Source organism: Clostridium aromativorans, assembly GCF_020908015.1.
Lineage (GTDB): Bacteria > Bacillota > Clostridia > Clostridiales > Clostridiaceae > Clostridium_B > Clostridium_B aromativorans.
Genome location: NZ_JAJJPB010000004.1, coordinates 69,194 through 86,344 on the forward strand (window position 1 = coordinate 69,194; position 17,151 = coordinate 86,344).

Here is a 17,151-nt window from a genome sequence, read left to right on the forward strand (position 1 = left end):
TCCCTGGAATATACAAATATGGATTTAAAAAATTGGTGCGATATTATAGAAAATGCTGCCAAAAAGCTAGGGCTTGATTTTTATCCCCAGGAATTTGAAATTGTGGATTACAAGGATATGATAGGGTATGAGGCATATTCAGGTATGCCTTCCCGATATCCTCACTGGAGTTTTGGAAAATCCTATGACAAGGCGGATTCACTTTACAAGTACAACATCTCGGGTCTTCCCTATGAAATGGTGATAAATTCAGATCCCTGCCTCGCCTACTTGATGAAGGACAATACCCTGCTGCTGCAGATTCTGACCATGGCCCACGTATACGGGCACAATGATTTTTTTAAGAATAACAGATTGTTTAAAGAAGGAACCAGGGCATCTTACACTATTGAATTTTTTAAAAACAATGCAGATATAATAAGGGAGTATGTAAATGATCCAAGTATAGGGTATGAAGAAGTGGAAAAAGTTTTAAATGCAGCTCATTCCATAAGATTCCAGATAAACAGAACCATCGGCATGGGAAAATCAGATGAAGAATCCAAAGAGGATCTCATAGCTTTTATCATAGAGAAGGGCAAGCTGGAAGAATGGCAAAAAAATATTCTAAATATAGTTAGAAGAGAGACTGCCTATTTCATACCACAGATTGAAACGAAAATCATGAACGAGGGGTGGGCAAGTTACTGGCACTATAAAATTTTAAATTATCTTAAACTTCCGCCTTCCCTTCATCTTGAATTCATTAAAAGACACAATGACGTGATTTCGCCCCTTATGGGAACAATAAACCCATATTACCTTGGTTTCAAGATGTTTGAGGATCTGGAAAAAAGGTACGGAAAGGATAAAATATTTGAAGTAAGAGCTCTTGAACGAGATGAATCCTTTATCAGGAGATATTTAACGGAGGAATTATGCAGTGAGATGAATTTATTTGAATATATAAAGAAAGGTGACGACTATGTTGTAAAGGAAATTTCTGATGAAAGCGGTTGGACTCAGATCAGAAGCACCCTGTGCAGCAACTGCGGTGTCAACATGATTCCCAGCATTGTGGTAGATGATATATCAAAAAAAGACGGTGCTCTTGTATTAAAGCATATTTATGAAGGAAGAGAATTAAATTCAACTTACATGGAGGCAACTTTGAAACACATCTATGATCTTTGGAAACATCCTGTAGAATTAAATACTGTCATATATGAAAATAAAACAAAGGTCTGCTGTGAAGAGGATAAAAAAATTTCCTACACCAATGTAAAGTGATCCAAAATGTAAGCTTAAAAGTGATAGATTGTGCCAATCGCAATCTATCACTTTTTCAGTAAAAAGCCGCGTTTTTGAAGAAATTTAGCCACACCGTCATCATTATTTGAATCTATAATACCTGTGGCTAGATTTTTCAACTTCTCATATGCATTTTTTACCGCATACTTTTCATCTGCAATTCTAAAAAGAGGTTCATCATTTAAATTGTCCCCAAAACAAATCATTTTATCCATTTCCAGATATTTCTTTAAAAATTCAGCTGCCCATCTTTTATTGCCCTGTGGATTCGTAGCCTCCAGCCAGAAAAAACCTCTGGAATATATCTCTTCAGTATAGTGACAGCTTACATCCAGGTTATTTTTAAACAATTCATAGGTATTGTCAAGACATCCCTTTTTTTCTATGGCAAAAATATTTATCACCCTGTAATTCACAAGAGATAAAGGCCCATCCACCAGGGTAAGTCTTTTATCTTTCTGTGCCCTTCTGGAATCCACATATATTTTCTGGCCGCTGTTAAATATTCCCCTGTAAAATAATTTTTTACTTCCCTCTAAATCCACTGCTGATATAAAAGGGTGTATGCCCTTAGATTCATAGTATTCCAAAATAAATTTCACAGAGGTTTTATCCAGATAATTCCCCACAATATTTCTACCTGAAACAGGATCATATATAAATACTCCATTGTTCAAAATCACAGGCAAATTCAAATTCAAGGGTTTCAATATATTTTTTGAAGCCTCATAGGATCTGGCTGTAGCAACGGTAAATTTCATCCCTGACGCTATAAGATCATTTATAATTGCAGCTGAGCTTTTACTTATAACCTGCTCTGAAGTCAGCAGTGTTCCATCTAGATCCGATATATATAGATTCAAGGTTCTCCTCCTTTTAGACAATACACAGTTTACAATTTACAATGTACAGTTCACAATTTACAATGTACAGTTCACAATTAATGTTAATAGGCTACTTTACAGGCCAGGATGGTTTTTTACCACTCAAAACCTGATGTATGCCAAGGGCAGAATGAAGGGACATTCTCTTCACAGCTTCTTCAGTATGAGCTGCAGTATGTGGAGTCACAATAACATTGTCAAGTTTAAAAAGCAGGTTATCCTGTGATGGAATTTCCCCGGTAAACACATCAACAGCAGCTCCTGCAATTTTTTTATTCACCAGAGCATCCATCAGGGCACCTTCATCAACCACTTCACCCCTGGCTGTATTTATGAGAAAAGCTCCCGGCTTCATAAGTGAGAATTCCCTCTCTCCTATAATATTTCTGGTAGAATCACTCAAAGGTACATTCAAGCTTACAAAATCAGAATTTTTAAGAACATAATCCAAATTATCCGTAAGTTCAACATCTTCCATCTTCACAGAATCAATGTGCCGTCTAAAGCCTATGACATTCATCCCAAATCCTTTAGATGCCTTGGAAGCGACAAGTTTCCCTATACTGCCTATACCTATGATTCCAAGAACTTTTCCTTCAAGATCCCAGCCGAGAGTCTTTCTTATACCAAAATTTCCATCTCTCAATTCCCTGTCATATACAAAAAACTTTTTAGCCAGTGCCAGAATAAGCCCAAGAGTATACTCCGCCACTGAATTTCTATTTGACTCAGGGGAGTTGGTGATCTGTATCCCCCTTTTAGCTGCAGCTTCAATATCTATATTGTCCACACCAACTCCAAATTTTGATATGACCTTCAATTTAGGTGCAGAATTTATGATATTTTCTGTAATAGAAGCCATGCGGACCAGCACTGCATCACAGTCCCTGACCTCCCTTGCAAGCACATCCTCTCTTACACTAGAAGCTATCTTTATATCATAGCCGCACTTTTTAAGATATTCTTTGCCTTCACTGCCTATATTTTCAGTCAGCAAAACCTTATAACCCATATTAGTATCACCCCCTTAGACAATTCACAATTTACAATTTACAATTTACAATTCACAATTCACAATTTACAATTCACAATTTACAATTACAGTGCACAATGTGCATTGAATCAAAGCCACTTTTTTCCCTCTACGAGCCTGGATATCATCATACTTGATACTGTATTCCCCGCAGAATTCAATACAGTAGCCGGTGCATCTATTATAACACTTATAACTGCAATTATGGGAAGCAATTCTGGAGGAAAGCTATATACACTTAAAATGAGCATTTCACCAATCATACCGCCGCTTGGAATAGCCGCCATTACAGCTCCTACCAGAAATGCCACAAAAATTATGGACAATACAGCTGAAGGACTGGTCATGCTTTTTCCAAAAAGTGCGAACAAAAAGGTTATCTTCATGACACCTCCAATGGCAGATCCATCTTTGTGTATATTGGCGCCCATTGGAATTACAGTTTCCGCTACATCATCAGGTACCCCCATTTTTTTTGTGAATTCCAAATTAACCGGAATAGTTGCCGCACTGGAGCAGGTAGCCAGAGCAGTTATAGTAGGTGTTATCACGTTTTTCCAGAATATATTGATTGCCTTTTTTCCACCGGACATAAAAGCATATATGGTAAAGAATCCAAAATAATAGACTACGGCCAGAACCACATAGAGGATGAAAACCCGCAGATAGCCTTGAAGTATTTGAGAGCCAAGAGAGCCTATTACTGCAGCAAAATAACATCCAAGACCTATGGGAGCATAATACATCACTATTTTTACCATTTTCATAGTGACTTCTGAAGCTGCCGTCAAAAACTTTGTTACAGGTTCCGCCTTTTCCCCCAATAAAGCCGTGGAAATTCCAAAAAGTACTGAAAATACAATGAGCTGGAGCATATTGCTCTTGGAAAGCAATGAAGCAAAATCCGAGACAGTAACAGTATTCACAAGCTGTTCCAATATCCCTCCCTGCTTAACCTGCTGTGCTGCATCTCCGCCAGTAGATACGATCTTCTTCAAAGTATTATAATCTATACCTTTAGCTGGATTTACAATAAGTGCGCCTATGAACCCTATTACGGAAGCTATAAGAGCTGTACAAAGGAAAATAAAAAACGTACTGGCCATGATCTTCCCAAGTCTTTTCATTCCCTTCATATTGGCTATGGCAGAAGTAACGCTGAAAAACACCAGCGGTATTATTATCATGAACATCAGATTTAAAAATAAGTCCCCAAAAGGTTTTAATACCACAGCTTTAGGTCCAGCCAAAATGCCTACCACTGCACCTAAAATTATTGAACCAAGCAATAGAGCAGAAAATTTGTAATTTTTCAAAAACGACTTCATCAACTAATACCTCCACAATTTCGTTTATATCGTGAAAACAAAATTCACCTATATTTTATTATATCCTAATTTTTTGCGGTTTTTAGTGCTAAAAATGCTTGAAACATTGCAAAAAATGCTTTAACCTATAATTATAGTAACTGAGGGGAAAGAGTAAATGTGTGAAAATAAAATTCTAAAAATAAAAAAAGGTTATCTCAACAATGATTTTGAAATATTTCATCTAAAGAATAGAGAATCCATTGATTTTGAATTTCATTATCATGAATTCAGCAAGATAGTGATCTTTCTGTCCGGTGATACCACCTATTTAATTGAGGGCAATTCCTACAAATTAAAACCCTGGGATATACTTCTTATAAACAGCAACGACATACACAAGGCCGTAATAGATCCAAATAAAATTTACGAGAGGATAATTTTCTGGATCAACCCGAATTTTCTGGCAAGACACAATGACAAATGCAATCTGTCAAGTTGTTTTGAAATGGCATCGAAGCAGCGTTTCAACCTGCTCAGGCTAGAAAATGCACACCTCGGTAACATAAAAAAATTGCTTTTTAACATGGAATCATCTTTAAAACACAGAGAATTTGGCTATAAATTGCTTGTAGAATGCTTTTTCATACAGTTCATGGTATACGTAAACAGATTGTTCTTAGGTCAAAAAAAACCAATGGAATTACCCGATATAAAATATGACGAAAATATAGGCAATATCTTAAATTATATAAATAAAAACTTAAATGGGAATCTGTCCATAGATTATATTTCCTCTAGATTCTACATGAGCAAATATTATCTAATGCACAAATTTAAGGAACAGACAGGGTATACAATACACAATTATATACTTCAGAAAAGACTTATTATGTCCAACCTGTTGATAAAAAAAGGCATGAGTATAACAGACGCCTGCCTGGAATCGGGCTTCAATGATTACTCAAATTTTCTAAGGGCATTTAAAAAAGTATTCGGCCTCTCTCCCAGAGAATATTATAAAGGCTAAAAAATTTCATGAGACAAAGGATCTTCTTTGTCTCATGAAAACACCATTGAATAATTATGGACTGCATAGGCATTATTTATTTAAAGTGATGATGGTACCTGTTTTATCTTCCAGGGCATCTACTGCCTTGTACAGTGAAGTGATTATCGCCTTATGAGAGGGATTGGCTTTTGCAAACATAACAGCAGCCTCTATTTTAGGCAACATGGATCCTGCTGCAAAATGACCTTCTCCCATATATTTTTCAGCCTCTGCCACTGTAATATGACCCAGATCAACCTGATTGGGTTTATTAAAATTAATTGCTGCCTTTTCAACCTCTGTCAATATCATGAGTATGTCAGCATTCATATCTTCTGCTAATCTTTCAGCTGCCAGATCCTTATCTATAACAGCTGCCACACCCTTTAAAGAGCCATCCTCTTGTTCAACTACAGGAATACCGCCCCCGCCAGCCGCCACACATATGGTTGAATCCCACAGCACCTTGACGGCAGGAAGTTCTACTATCCTCTTCGGAACCGGTGAAGCTACGACCCTTCTCCATCCTCTTCCAGAGTCGTCTTTCATCACATATCCCTTTTCAGTCTTAAGCTTGTCAGCTTCCTCTTTGGTATAAAAGGCTCCTATAGGCTTAGTGGGATTTTTAAAGGCAGGATCATCCTTATCAACTACTGCCTGAGTTATAAGAGTCACTACAGGTACTTTCTTGTTTCTCTTATCAAGTGCCCTTCTCAGGGACTGCTGTATATGATATCCTATATAACCCTGACTCATGGAGCCACATACATCAAAGGGCATAGGCGGTGTGATATTTTCCGCAGCTTTGGAAGCCATGAGAATTCTTCCAACCTGGGGACCATTCCCATGGACTATTGCAATTTCATATCCCTTGCAGCTTATATCTGCAATATATTCACAAGTTTTTTTTACCACTTCCAGTTGTGCCTCAGCTGTGGCAGGAGCCCCGGCTTCCTGAAGTGCATTTCCCCCTAATGCTATAACCAATTTACAAAATCCCATTATACATATTCCTCCACAAATTTTATATTTAAATTAATATGTGTCCTACAAGTTATAATTCTATTTATCAGCAAATTTATTCACATAAGTTACCGGGATAAGTGCATACATGGCAGCACATTTTACCAGTTCATCCTTCCATGTCTTTTCATTTGGTGCATGGGCTTGATCTTCGTGACCAGGTCCAAATCCAATACACGGTATATTATACCTTCCCATTATTGAAACTCCATTTGTAGAAAACGTCCACTTGTCTACTTTTGGTTCGCTTTTAAATAAATCCCTGTAGCAGTTCACCGCATTCTGACATACCTTGTGATCTTCCGGCAGCACCCAGGTCGGGAAGAAACATTCAGTTGGGTATTTAAGCCCCGTATAGGAAGGTCTTTCGTAAGTGTACATTTCTACATCAGCTTTTGCAGCTTTAACAGAGGGCAGCTCCTTGATTTGTTCAATTGCATATTTCCAGGTTTCACCGTTGGTAAGCCTTCTATCTATGGAAATTGTACATCCATCTGCCACAGCACATCTTGAAGGTGAGGAGAAGAAGATTTCAGATACAGTCAAAGTTCCCTTTCCAAGGAATGGATCATCTATAAGCCTTTCATTTAAATCCTTCAATTCATTCAATATAGGAGCCATTTTGAATATTGCATTGTCTCCTCTTTCCGGTGCGGAACCATGACAGCTTACACCGTGGGTAGTAACTTTTATCTCCATTCTTCCCCTGTGACCCCTGTATATATTAGTTGAAGAAGGTTCTGTAAGTACGACAAATTCAGGTTTTACCTTGTCCTCATTGATTATATACTGCCAGCAAAGCCCATCACAATCTTCCTCCTGAACAGTACCTGTTACTATAAGGGTATAGTCATCTTCCAGTCCCAGTTCTTTAATTATTTTCCCTGCATAAACCATGGAGGCCATTCCACCTTCCTGGTCAGACACACCTCTTCCAACTATGATCTTGTCGTCTTCATATCCCTCATAGGGATCGTAGTCCCAAAGATTTCTGTCCCCTATTCCAACCGTATCTATATGGGCATCCATAGCAATAATGTGTTTCCCATGTCCTATATATCCAAGGACATTTCCCATAGGATCTATTTCCACCTTGTCAAATCCTACTTTTTCCATTTCCTCTTTTATTCTGAGTATCACCTTTTTCTCTCCACAGCTCTCACTTGGAATTGCAGCCATGTCCCTCAAGAACCTGGATATTTCAGGTTTATATTTTTCTGCCAGCTTTAATATTTTTTCACTATTTACATTTAAAGCCATATTAAATCTCCCCCATCCATCTATTATATTTTCCAACCTCAGCCTTTACAGGTTTCAGTTAAGAATTATTTTAATAAATTAACTAGTTAATCTAATATTATAATATCATCTTTACTTTGTCAATATTTAAATAAAACATTTACAATGTCTGATAACCCGACCATAATCCCTTTTGCATAAGTTTCCATTTTCTACAGCAACTTTGCCATTCAGTACAACATATTTTATGCCCGCAGGCTCTTTCCTGGAATTGTTATAATCCTCATATCCCTCAATTTCATCAAAATCAAACACAGTTATATCAGCTGTTTTCCCCTCGGCAAGCTTCCCCCTGTCCTTCAATCCCAGGGTCACTGCCGGAAAAAGGGTACATTTATATATCCCCTGCTCAAGACTCAGGACCTTCTTATCCCTTATAAATTTGCCTATGAAGAGGGGATAATTCCCATATAGACGGGGATGGGGCACTCCTGCAGGTATGCTGTCGGATCCCACCATCTGAAGAGGATGTTTTATAAGTTCAAGGGTATCCTCTTCTGAAAATATATTTAAAGTCACTATCCCAACTCCTGCATTTTCTTCAATAATAAGCTCTGCTATAAAGTCCACCGGATGAACATTTAAATCTCTGGAAATTTCCCCTACAGTTTTTCCTATATATTTCAGGTTCCCAGGTTTTTTCACCGAGGTAATGAGTATTCCATCCCAGCCTGCTACTGCGCTGTAATTATCCCAGCCTGCATAGCTGACGGAAGTATCCTCAATTTCACTTTTTACTCTATCCAGACATTTCTCATCCTTTAACATGTCAATGAGCCTGTCTTTTCCCTTTTCCGTAATCCAGGGCGGCAGAAGCTGGGTCATCAAGGTGCTCCCCGAAAGGTAAAGATGTTCGTCAAAAGTAATATTTACTCCTGCTTTAACTGCTTTTTCTACAATTTCAATGAGCGACCCTGCACTGCATCCAAGCTCTTTGGATGCATAAGATCTCATATGAGAAACCTGAAGCCTTACCCCTGATCTCAATGCTATGTCTATAATTTCCCTCAAAGCATTCTTCATGGTATTATCGTGGTTTCTGACATGAACCATGACAATTCCATCATACTTTTCTACAACCCTGCACAGGGCAATCAACTCATCTTCGCGGCTGAAAATACCAGGCACATACTGCAGTCCAAGAGACATTCCAAAGGCACCTTTCTTCATAGCATCCTCTACTATATCACACATCTGCTGAAGTTCACCGGTATCAGGTATTTTACTGCTGAATCCGACGGTATTTACTCTTACGGCACCCTGTGAAATAAGCATACCATAGTTGTTTTTCAAGCCCCTGGAAGAAATCTTATCCATATATTCATCGACATCATGAAAGCTCCATTTCAAATCGGGATCTCCCACCACTCCCTTGATATAACTTTTCCACCCACGGTCTTTCCCGTGTACACAGGGTACAACTCCCAGACCGCACTGTCCTACAAGTTCCGTGGTAACTCCCTGCATCAGTTTCAAGCCTCGAATTTTCTCACTCATAAAAGTCACCAGATCATTGTGACTGTGGACATCAATAAAGCCCGGAGCCACTATGAGTCCAGAGGCATCGATAATTTTATCTGCAGAATCATGTATATTTTCTGATATTTCCACTATTTTGTCATCTAAAATTCCTATATCCGCATTATAGGCATCATTGCCCGTTCCATCTACAACAAGTCCATTTTTTATGAGAATATTCAGCATCCCTATTACCTCTTTTCACGATTTTTACTAACCAGTTAATCTATTTTCATTATAATTTTCCACACATTCTGTGTCAATAATGGCTATTGATCGTGAAATGATTCTCGGGCTAAATCAAAAAAATCAATCCAGTAACTTGAACAGGGAATCATAGGACAGTGCTACCTGATAGAGGAGCCTCCTCTCATAATCCGGAACAATCATAAATTTAAATAACTTTTTAGTCTGGGCACTCATTTCCAGGGGAGTAACATAATATTTATTTTTATCCTCAAATAAATATTTTCTGATATCCTGTTTTTTATTCTCAAGTATCAATTCATATAAATTAAGATCCAGCGCACTTTCTATATTGGAAAAACATATCACTCCGTCACTGCTGCATACATCGATCTCATCCACTCCAAGCTCCCCTGCCAGTTTGTCCATGGTATCAACATTTTTCTCATTCAGCTCATTATATTTTTCTTTTAGCTGAAGTGTCTTTTTATACATAAGTTTATCCATTACTGCAGAAGCAACATACTGTTTGGTCTTTTCCGAAAGTTGGGTTATTACCTGAATACTGCTGTTTATTTCTTCTATAGAGGCGTTTTGCTCCTGTGAAGCCGCAGAAATTTGCTCTGTGTCAGAGGCAGTTTTATGTACCATCTCCTGATTTCTCTCCGTAATAGAAAGCACCGCCTCACAGTTTTTATCTATCTGTTGAATTATACTTTGAATATGCTGTATATTTTCTGCATTTATCTCAAAAGCCTGGAACATTTCATCTAATGATTTTTTCATATTACCTATGACATCGGCACCTTCTGCAACATAATTCGTAACCTGAAAAACAGAACCTGAGGAAGATTTTATGTCTTTTTTGATCTCTCCAATGATGCCGTTTATTTGAGAAGCTGCATCATTTGACTGCTCCGCCAATTTACGAACTTCATCTGCCACTACTGCAAACCCCTTCCCGTGTTCACCTGCCCGGGCCGCTTCAATAGTAGCATTCAATGCAAGCAGATTTGTCTGTTTAGCTATATTTGTGATAAAGACTACAATATCTCCTATTTTTTTGGATCTATCATCTAACATTTTCATTTTGCCCCGGGTATCATAAGAAGTACTTTTTATCTTGTCCATAGTATTGACCACATCTTTTACGGACTCACCAACCTCTTTGGAAATTTCCCTGGAGTGCTGTACTGTTTCATTTGTCTTTTTTACAAATGAGGATGAGCTTATAACCATCTCTCCAATTTTCTTGAATTTATCAGTTGTCTCATCAGCCACATCCATCTGAGAGCCATTTTGGTCAACAATACTCTGGGTATTTTGAGCAACCTGTTCCGCTGCTTTTCCACATTCTTCAGCAGATGCCTTGATGTTCTGCAAGGTATTATTCAGTTTTACAGAATTATATAAAATATTTTTAAAATAATCTTTTATCTCATTGTCTTCCATATAACGTTCAGAATTCACTGTAACATGCTCACTGCCATCATTGTTTGAATTATTTTTTTTCATAAAATAAATTCCAAGTAAAACAAATATCGAATCCAGTACACCAAACAGCAAAATGCCGCCAATACCGGATATTCCAACAATGGTAGTAATTATAAAAGCTATTAAAAATGAAACCACAATTATTATAATACTACCCATCAAGACTCCTTCTTTCCAAGAAATAAAAATAATTTCCGGGGAAAGTTATGTCTTATTCCCCCTAAACTGCCGTACACGCCATCATTCAAAAGGCAGCATTATAAATCTCAGTACAAACAATATTCCAAGTATATACACTATGGGATTAAGCTCCTTATACCTGCCAGTAGCTATTTTTACCACAGGATAAACGATCATGGCAACTGCAATTCCATTGGCTATACTATAACTGAAAGCCATAAGTGAAATGGCAAAGAAACACGGAAGTGCCTCTGTAAAATCATTGAAATCTATATTTTTGATTACACCCATCATCAGAGCTCCCACTATAATAAGTGCCGGTGCCGTAGCCTGTGCAGGAACTACACCTACGAGGCCTGAAAAAAACAGCGAAAGTATAAACAATATACCTACTGTTACAGCCGTGAGTCCAGTTCTTCCACCTTCTGTGACACCTGCAGTGGATTCTACATAAGTTCCCACAGTACTCGTCCCTAGAAATGAACCTGCAGTTGTAGCTACAGCGTCACATATAAGGGCTTTTTTCATCCTGATCACTTTTCCATTTTCATCTATCATTCCAGCTTTTGTAGCAGTTCCAACAAGGGTACCTATGGTATCAAAGAGATCCACAAGGCAGATGGTTATTACAACCATTACAAAGCTGAGTATTGCACTGGCTACAGTAGTTCCACCTTTTGTCAGAAGGCCTGCAAAGTCAAATGAGGCAAAAGTAGGGGCCAGTGAAGGAGGAGCACTGAATACATGCAGATTTGCAAGTGAAGTGATCTTAAAGGGTATACCCAGAATAGTGGTTATAACAATACCAAGTAAAATAGATCCTTTCACATTTCTAGCCATGAGTACTCCAATTACCAGAACCCCTATTATAGTAAGGAGAGTACCTGGATCTGCAAAATTTCCAAAACCAACGAGGGTCGATTTATTTGAAACTATTATTCCCCCGCTCTTCAGTCCGATAAGTGCAATAAAGAGTCCCACACCTGCTGACATGGCATATTTCAAATTCTCCGGTATGGCATCTACAATCTTTTCTCGTATGGAAGTAACAGTAATAATTATAAACAAGATACCTGAAGTAAGTACTGCAGCCAATGCCTGACGCCAGGTAAATCCAAGTGTAAGACATACAGTGTAAGTAAAGAATGCGTTGAGCCCCATTCCCGGAGCCTGCGCGAAAGGCAGATTGGCATAGAATCCCATTATAAAAGTTCCAATAGCAGCAGCCAGACAAGTTGCCACAAATACAGCAGACACAATAGGATCACTGCCTACAGCAAATTTTGAAGCTGCATCACCCACCACACCAGCTGAATTCATGCCTGCCACCCTCAGCACACTTGGGTTTACAAATATAATATAGGCCATTGTAATAAAGGTGGTAATTCCCGCAATGATTTCCGTCTTAGCATTTGTATTGTTTTCTTTCAGTTTAAAAAACGACTCCAGAAAAGATTGTTTTTCAACCTTGGTTTCCATATAAAATTCCCCCTAATAAAATTATAATTAATAGAGTATTGGTTCCTTTACCTCCCTTCCGCTTACATATCTCACTTTTATATTTCTGTCATCCCCTGTATAGATAAACTTCTGCAATCTTTCCTCTAAAGACAAAGATCTGAATATAGATAGATTGCTGTCATCAATGACAAGGGCATCAAATTCATATCCCCTTTCAAAGCTTCCTACCCTTCCAAAAAATTTTCCCCCTCCCTTAGTGGCCATGTAGAACAATTCCGCCGTAGTAAGAGGTTTATCTACTCTGCTGCTTTGAAGCCATTTCAGGTTGGACACCTGGCCGCTGTTTACGATTACATTCATCATGGAAAGACTATTTCCAGCGGATATGTCACTCCCAAGCCCTACAGGAATGCCTCTGGAAACAAGCCTTCTAATGGGTGCAATACCGCTTGACAAATTGCAGTTTGACAGCGGGCAGTGAGCTACAAATACGTTATTTTTCCTCATCAGTTCAATTTCATCTTCATCTACCAGAATGCAGTGGGCCATGACAGTAGGCATCTCTCCAAAAAGTCCAGCACTTTCATATACGCTTGCATAGTTATCATGATCGGGATGCAGTTTTCTTACAAAATTGATTTCATCACAATTTTCAGACAGATGAGACTGCACCGGTACCCTGTACTCCCTGGCCAAATTCCCCAGACTCTTTAACAATTTAGGACTGCAGCTTGGAACAAATCTCGGAGTAATAATGGGTTTTACAAGTTCATATTTGCTTAAATACTCTTTTAATATTTCTTCTGTATCCTCTATTGAATTTTTCGTGTCTTCCACCAGATATTCGGGAGAGTTTCTATCCATATTCACCTTTCCCACGTAAGCCGACAATCCAGATTGTGCGAGCAAATCCATAAGGAGTTTAGTGGAATCCTTATGCATAGTTGCAAAGATACAGCATCTAGTAGTGCCATACCTCCATAATTCCCTTATCAAAGCTGAGTACACTTTTTTCGCATATTCTATATCAGAATACCTTGCTTCTTCAGGGAACGTATAGGTTTCAAGCCACGGCATCAACTCCTTGTCAATTCCAAGTCCCAGATTGCCATACTGGGATGCATGTAGATGGAGATCAACAAATCCCGGAATTATAAGTGAGTCCCCATAATCCACAATCCTCACTCCGCTGAATTCTTCAGGAAGATGTCCACAAACACCTTTAACAAGTTTACCCTCGACAACAATATATCCATTTTCAAGCACTTCAAATTTACCAAAGGCTTTGGTGAAAATAATATTACCTTTAACTGCATACACGTTTTTCATTAGATCGCCTCCTATGAGCTTTTTACGTTCAGGCAGTTAAATTAGAATAAAAGATCTTCAATTACCAAATGTTTAACAATCAAATTTTTATTAACTAGTTAATCTATTTTTATTATAATTTTGAATTTTCTCTCTGTCAATAGGACTGTGATATTTGCATTTAAATTTACCCAGTAACAATTTCATAAATTCTAAATACTATATTTATTAGACAAAAGTTTATATCTATAATAAATGAAAACGAAGGAAGTGAATAATATATGGCTGCATTGCCAGTAGATTTTGATACACCACAGACTGCTTCTGGGCAATTAGTTACAGTAACAGGGACTGTACCCGCAGGAACTAGTTTCGTTGAAGCAATTCAATTAGATGTTCTTAGGACTGACTCAAGTCATGAGTACTTCTCTATTGCTACTGTTTATGACAATTCAGCAGGTACAACTCCATTAGATGTCAATGACACTCTTAACCTTGCAATTGTTCCAAAATTAGAAACAGGCGAAACTGTAACGTTAACAAGTTATGGGTCATTAAAAGCTGAAATAGTTCAGTCATAATATAATAATATAGATGGCCAAGGCATGAAAATGTTATTGGTCATCTATCATATTCATTTTAGATTGGAGGTAATATCCTTGGATACATTTATGATTCCAGCAAGTAAAAGCCTCACATTAACTGATAAAATTCCAAATGGAAATATTCAAGACTACAGGATAATTGTAGGATGTGATGGCAATTTTGAGTATCATGGTTTACTTTATTTCAATATCTCTTCATTACCAAATAATATTATAGCAACCAAAGCTGAATTAACATTATTTAAATGTGATAGTTTTCATAACGATAAAAGTATTGAATTTATAATATATCCAATATATGACCATTTTAGCTTATACACTACTTATTCTAGAATTCCATCAGCAGATAAATTTAACGGAATTAAGTTTTATCCAATGACATCCAAATCAGCAGTTACTATAGATATAACTCATATAGTTTCTCCATGGATTAAAAACGCTTCATCAAACAAGGGTATAATGGTTTCCAGTATATGGAACAACTCTGTAGCAAGTTTTGGCTCGGCATTATCAACAAAACAACAGATAGTTCCTTTTATAACTATCACTTATAAACATAACGATACCACACAAAATGACAAACCGCATTGCAATCATGATTTCCATCTATCAGTACAAATAGTTAATAGCCATAACCCTGTTACTTCTCCAGTTCCTTCAAATCCCAGCCTAACCGAAGTCACAGCAACCGGAGCAACTGAACGGCATTCCATATTCGTAGTAATGATAGAATTAGTTATAACAAGAAGTAATGGTACCATTGATAAATATTATGTTTCAGATGAATATATTAATTCGACTGACGAATCACTGAATATTAATAAGACATATTCAATTCCTGTAGTACCTGCACTTAATACAGGTGATTTAGTAACAAGTGCCAATATCTACGGTGCTTATAGAGGTATCGCCAACATTTCCCGGCAAACCTCAATCTAATATATAAATTAGCTATTTTAAGCCTTTAAATATGGTAATATTTTTCAAGTTTTTTCGGTACCATCCAGGCACTGCAGATCTAAATAAAATAGAACTATTTCCTACACGGAAATAATTCTTTGAAATAGTTCATTCACATCATGAACAATATAAGCTGCCTTTGCATTTCTAAGTTCTTCAACAGAACCATATCCATAAGCAACTCCTATACAATCTATGCCATTTTCCAATGCCCCTATGACATCATGCCTCCTGTCACCCACCATAACTACCTGCCGGTTATCGCCTATATTATACTTATCTATGATATACCCGATCACTTCCCCTTTTTTACATCTTGTCCCATCTAAATTGCTGCCGACAACAGTGTCAAAATATGAATATAAATTAAAATGCTTCAATATCCTTTTGGCAAATTCCGTGGGTTTTGAAGTAGCTACTATCAAATTCAATTTCAACTTCTTCAGCTTTTTCAAAAGGCCTTCAATGTTTTCATACACTTTATTTTGAAATATTCCCTTTGTCTCAAAATATTCCCTGTAATATCCAATTGCATGAAGCGCCTGTTCTTCACTAAAATTGTAATACTGCATAAATGAATCCTTAAGCGGCGGGCCTATGAAGACTTCAAGTAAATCCAAATTCTCTACAGCAATATTATATTTTCCCAGGGCATATTGTACCGACTTTGTTATCCCCTCTTTGGAGTCCGTCAGAGTTCCATCTAAATCAAAAAGTACATATTTATATCTCAATTCATCTTCTCCCTTTCTTTAACGTATATAATACATTTCAAATATACAAACTTGCAGAAACTGAAGCTTTAACTTTTTCACTCACAATATGTATTTTATCATATATAATGCTATCAATCTATAATAAATGGGGAGCAGCCAAAACCCTAAGGTGTTTAAATAGTTGACAATGGTTTCATATTTAAGTATCATTCAATATAAGAAGAAACTGTTTTATACCATGGAGAGGAGTCCTATTATGAATATCATTGAAAGAATAAATACAAGAAGAAGTACAAGATCCTTTAAGGATCAGGAGGTGGATTCAAATACAATTCATGAATTAATCACGCTCGGGACAAAAGCTGCTACCGGTTCCTACGGCCAGCCCTGGGGATTTGTAGTCATAACAGACAAAGGGGAAATAAAATCCCTATCGGATGAAATCAAGAAATATCTGGTGGAGAACATAGCAGATTATCCTTATTTCAAACAATATGAAAACTGGCTTAAAGATGAAAACTTCAGCGTTTTTTACGGTGCTCCCTGTGTAATAGTAATTTACGGTGACACATCTTCACACTGGTGTACTTATGACTGCTCCCTGGCAGCAGGCAATATCATGCTCTCTGCCAAAGAATTCGGTCTGGGAACCTGCTGGATTGGATTTGCAGAATGTATATGCAGTACTCCTGAATTCAAATCAAAACACAATGTACCCGATTCCTACAAACTGGTAAGCACCATGATAGCCGGCTATCCCGATGAGAAGCAAAAAAATCAGAAACCTCCCAGAAGAAAACCAGCACTTATTTTCTACGAAAAATAAAGCAGAGTAC

Annotated in this window: 15 protein-coding genes; 5 read left to right on the forward strand and 10 right to left on the reverse strand. The window is 37.5% G+C overall.

The window, feature by feature from the left end; all coding sequences use genetic code 11:
- The first annotated feature begins 18 nt into the window (after positions 1-18).
- Positions 19-1,269: a SpoVR family protein gene (locus LN736_RS05400; protein WP_229981151.1), complete on the forward strand. Its 1,251-nt coding sequence runs from the start codon at positions 19-21 to the stop codon at positions 1,267-1,269.
- 47 nt (positions 1,270-1,316) lie between these two features.
- Here LN736_RS05400 and LN736_RS05405 read toward each other — a convergent pair whose 3' ends face one another.
- The 3 genes from LN736_RS05405 to LN736_RS05415 all read right to left on the reverse strand — a co-directional run bounded on the left by LN736_RS05405 (position 1,317) and on the right by LN736_RS05415 (position 4,535).
- Positions 1,317-2,153: an HAD family hydrolase gene (locus tag LN736_RS05405; RefSeq protein WP_229981152.1), complete on the reverse strand. Its 837-nt coding sequence runs from the start codon at positions 2,151-2,153 to the stop codon at positions 1,317-1,319.
- Positions 2,154-2,244: 91 nt separating this feature from the next.
- The gene (locus LN736_RS05410; protein WP_229981153.1) at positions 2,245-3,186 is read right to left on the reverse strand and encodes a hydroxyacid dehydrogenase; all 942 of its coding nucleotides are present in this window, start codon (positions 3,184-3,186) and stop codon (positions 2,245-2,247) included.
- Between the two features lie 110 nt (positions 3,187-3,296).
- The gene (locus LN736_RS05415; protein WP_229981154.1) at positions 3,297-4,535 is read right to left on the reverse strand and encodes a dicarboxylate/amino acid:cation symporter; all 1,239 of its coding nucleotides are present in this window, start codon (positions 4,533-4,535) and stop codon (positions 3,297-3,299) included.
- Positions 4,536-4,692: 157 nt separating this feature from the next.
- Between LN736_RS05415 and LN736_RS05420 the strand changes: the two genes are divergently transcribed.
- Positions 4,693-5,544, forward strand: a complete 852-nt coding sequence (locus LN736_RS05420; RefSeq protein ID WP_150355563.1) for an AraC family transcriptional regulator — start codon at positions 4,693-4,695, stop codon at positions 5,542-5,544.
- 72 nt (positions 5,545-5,616) lie between these two features.
- Here LN736_RS05420 and arcC read toward each other — a convergent pair whose 3' ends face one another.
- The 6 genes from arcC to guaD all read right to left on the reverse strand — a co-directional run bounded on the left by arcC (position 5,617) and on the right by guaD (position 14,055).
- Complete coding sequence (arcC, locus tag LN736_RS05425) at positions 5,617-6,567, reverse strand: carbamate kinase (protein WP_150355564.1); 951 nt, start codon at positions 6,565-6,567, stop codon at positions 5,617-5,619.
- A gap of 60 nt (positions 6,568-6,627) precedes the next feature.
- Entirely contained in the window at positions 6,628-7,848 is a 1,221-nt protein-coding gene (locus LN736_RS05430; RefSeq protein ID WP_179978480.1) for a YgeY family selenium metabolism-linked hydrolase, read from the reverse strand.
- Between the two features lie 126 nt (positions 7,849-7,974).
- Positions 7,975-9,591 (reverse strand): N-acyl-D-amino-acid deacylase family protein, encoded by a 1,617-nt coding sequence (locus LN736_RS05435; protein WP_179978479.1) that lies wholly within the window; start codon positions 9,589-9,591, stop codon positions 7,975-7,977.
- 123 nt (positions 9,592-9,714) lie between these two features.
- Positions 9,715-11,244, reverse strand: coding sequence for a methyl-accepting chemotaxis protein (locus LN736_RS05440; RefSeq protein ID WP_229981155.1), 1,530 nt, complete (start codon positions 11,242-11,244; stop codon positions 9,715-9,717).
- Between the two features lie 81 nt (positions 11,245-11,325).
- Complete coding sequence (locus tag LN736_RS05445) at positions 11,326-12,744, reverse strand: NCS2 family permease (RefSeq protein WP_179978477.1); 1,419 nt, start codon at positions 12,742-12,744, stop codon at positions 11,326-11,328.
- A gap of 27 nt (positions 12,745-12,771) precedes the next feature.
- Positions 12,772-14,055, reverse strand: a complete 1,284-nt coding sequence (guaD, locus tag LN736_RS05450) for a guanine deaminase (RefSeq protein WP_229981156.1) — start codon at positions 14,053-14,055, stop codon at positions 12,772-12,774.
- A 260-nt stretch (positions 14,056-14,315) separates the two neighbouring features.
- On the opposite strand from guaD, the gene LN736_RS05455 reads away from it, so the two are divergent.
- Both LN736_RS05455 and LN736_RS05460 read left to right on the forward strand, forming a co-directional pair.
- Positions 14,316-14,615 carry a hypothetical protein gene (locus tag LN736_RS05455; protein WP_150355570.1) on the forward strand — a complete coding sequence of 100 codons (300 nt, stop codon included), beginning with the start codon at positions 14,316-14,318 and terminating at the stop codon, positions 14,613-14,615.
- A gap of 78 nt (positions 14,616-14,693) precedes the next feature.
- A complete protein-coding gene (locus LN736_RS05460) occupies positions 14,694-15,578 on the forward strand; it encodes a DNRLRE domain-containing protein (RefSeq protein WP_150355571.1) in 885 nt (294 codons plus the stop codon).
- Between the two features lie 101 nt (positions 15,579-15,679).
- Here LN736_RS05460 and LN736_RS05465 read toward each other — a convergent pair whose 3' ends face one another.
- Positions 15,680-16,333 (reverse strand): HAD hydrolase-like protein, encoded by a 654-nt coding sequence (locus LN736_RS05465; RefSeq protein WP_150355572.1) that lies wholly within the window; start codon positions 16,331-16,333, stop codon positions 15,680-15,682.
- A gap of 238 nt (positions 16,334-16,571) precedes the next feature.
- Here LN736_RS05465 and LN736_RS05470 point away from each other — a divergent pair, with 238 nt between their 5' ends.
- Positions 16,572-17,141, forward strand: coding sequence for a nitroreductase (locus LN736_RS05470; protein ID WP_150355573.1), 570 nt, complete (start codon positions 16,572-16,574; stop codon positions 17,139-17,141).
- Positions 17,142-17,151: the final 10 nt, after the last annotated feature.

Coding starts and splice junctions, on each gene's coding strand:
- LN736_RS05415 (WP_229981154.1), bottom strand. CDS start 4,535: ATGAAGTCGTTTTTGAAAAATTACAAATTTTCTGCTCTATTGCTTGGT.
- LN736_RS05440 (WP_229981155.1), bottom strand. CDS start 11,244: ATGGGTAGTATTATAATAATTGTGGTTTCATTTTTAATAGCTTTTATA.
- LN736_RS05470 (WP_150355573.1), top strand. CDS start 16,572: ATGAATATCATTGAAAGAATAAATACAAGAAGAAGTACAAGATCCTTT.
- arcC (WP_150355564.1), bottom strand. CDS start 6,567: ATGGGATTTTGTAAATTGGTTATAGCATTAGGGGGAAATGCACTTCAG.
- LN736_RS05410 (WP_229981153.1), bottom strand. CDS start 3,186: ATGGGTTATAAGGTTTTGCTGACTGAAAATATAGGCAGTGAAGGCAAA.
- LN736_RS05420 (WP_150355563.1), top strand. CDS start 4,693: ATGTGTGAAAATAAAATTCTAAAAATAAAAAAAGGTTATCTCAACAAT.
- LN736_RS05455 (WP_150355570.1), top strand. CDS start 14,316: ATGGCTGCATTGCCAGTAGATTTTGATACACCACAGACTGCTTCTGGG.
- LN736_RS05430 (WP_179978480.1), bottom strand. CDS start 7,848: ATGGCTTTAAATGTAAATAGTGAAAAAATATTAAAGCTGGCAGAAAAA.
- guaD (WP_229981156.1), bottom strand. CDS start 14,055: ATGAAAAACGTGTATGCAGTTAAAGGTAATATTATTTTCACCAAAGCC.
- LN736_RS05435 (WP_179978479.1), bottom strand. CDS start 9,591: ATGCTGAATATTCTCATAAAAAATGGACTTGTTGTAGATGGAACGGGC.
- LN736_RS05400 (WP_229981151.1), top strand. CDS start 19: ATGGATTTAAAAAATTGGTGCGATATTATAGAAAATGCTGCCAAAAAG.
- LN736_RS05445 (WP_179978477.1), bottom strand. CDS start 12,744: ATGGAAACCAAGGTTGAAAAACAATCTTTTCTGGAGTCGTTTTTTAAA.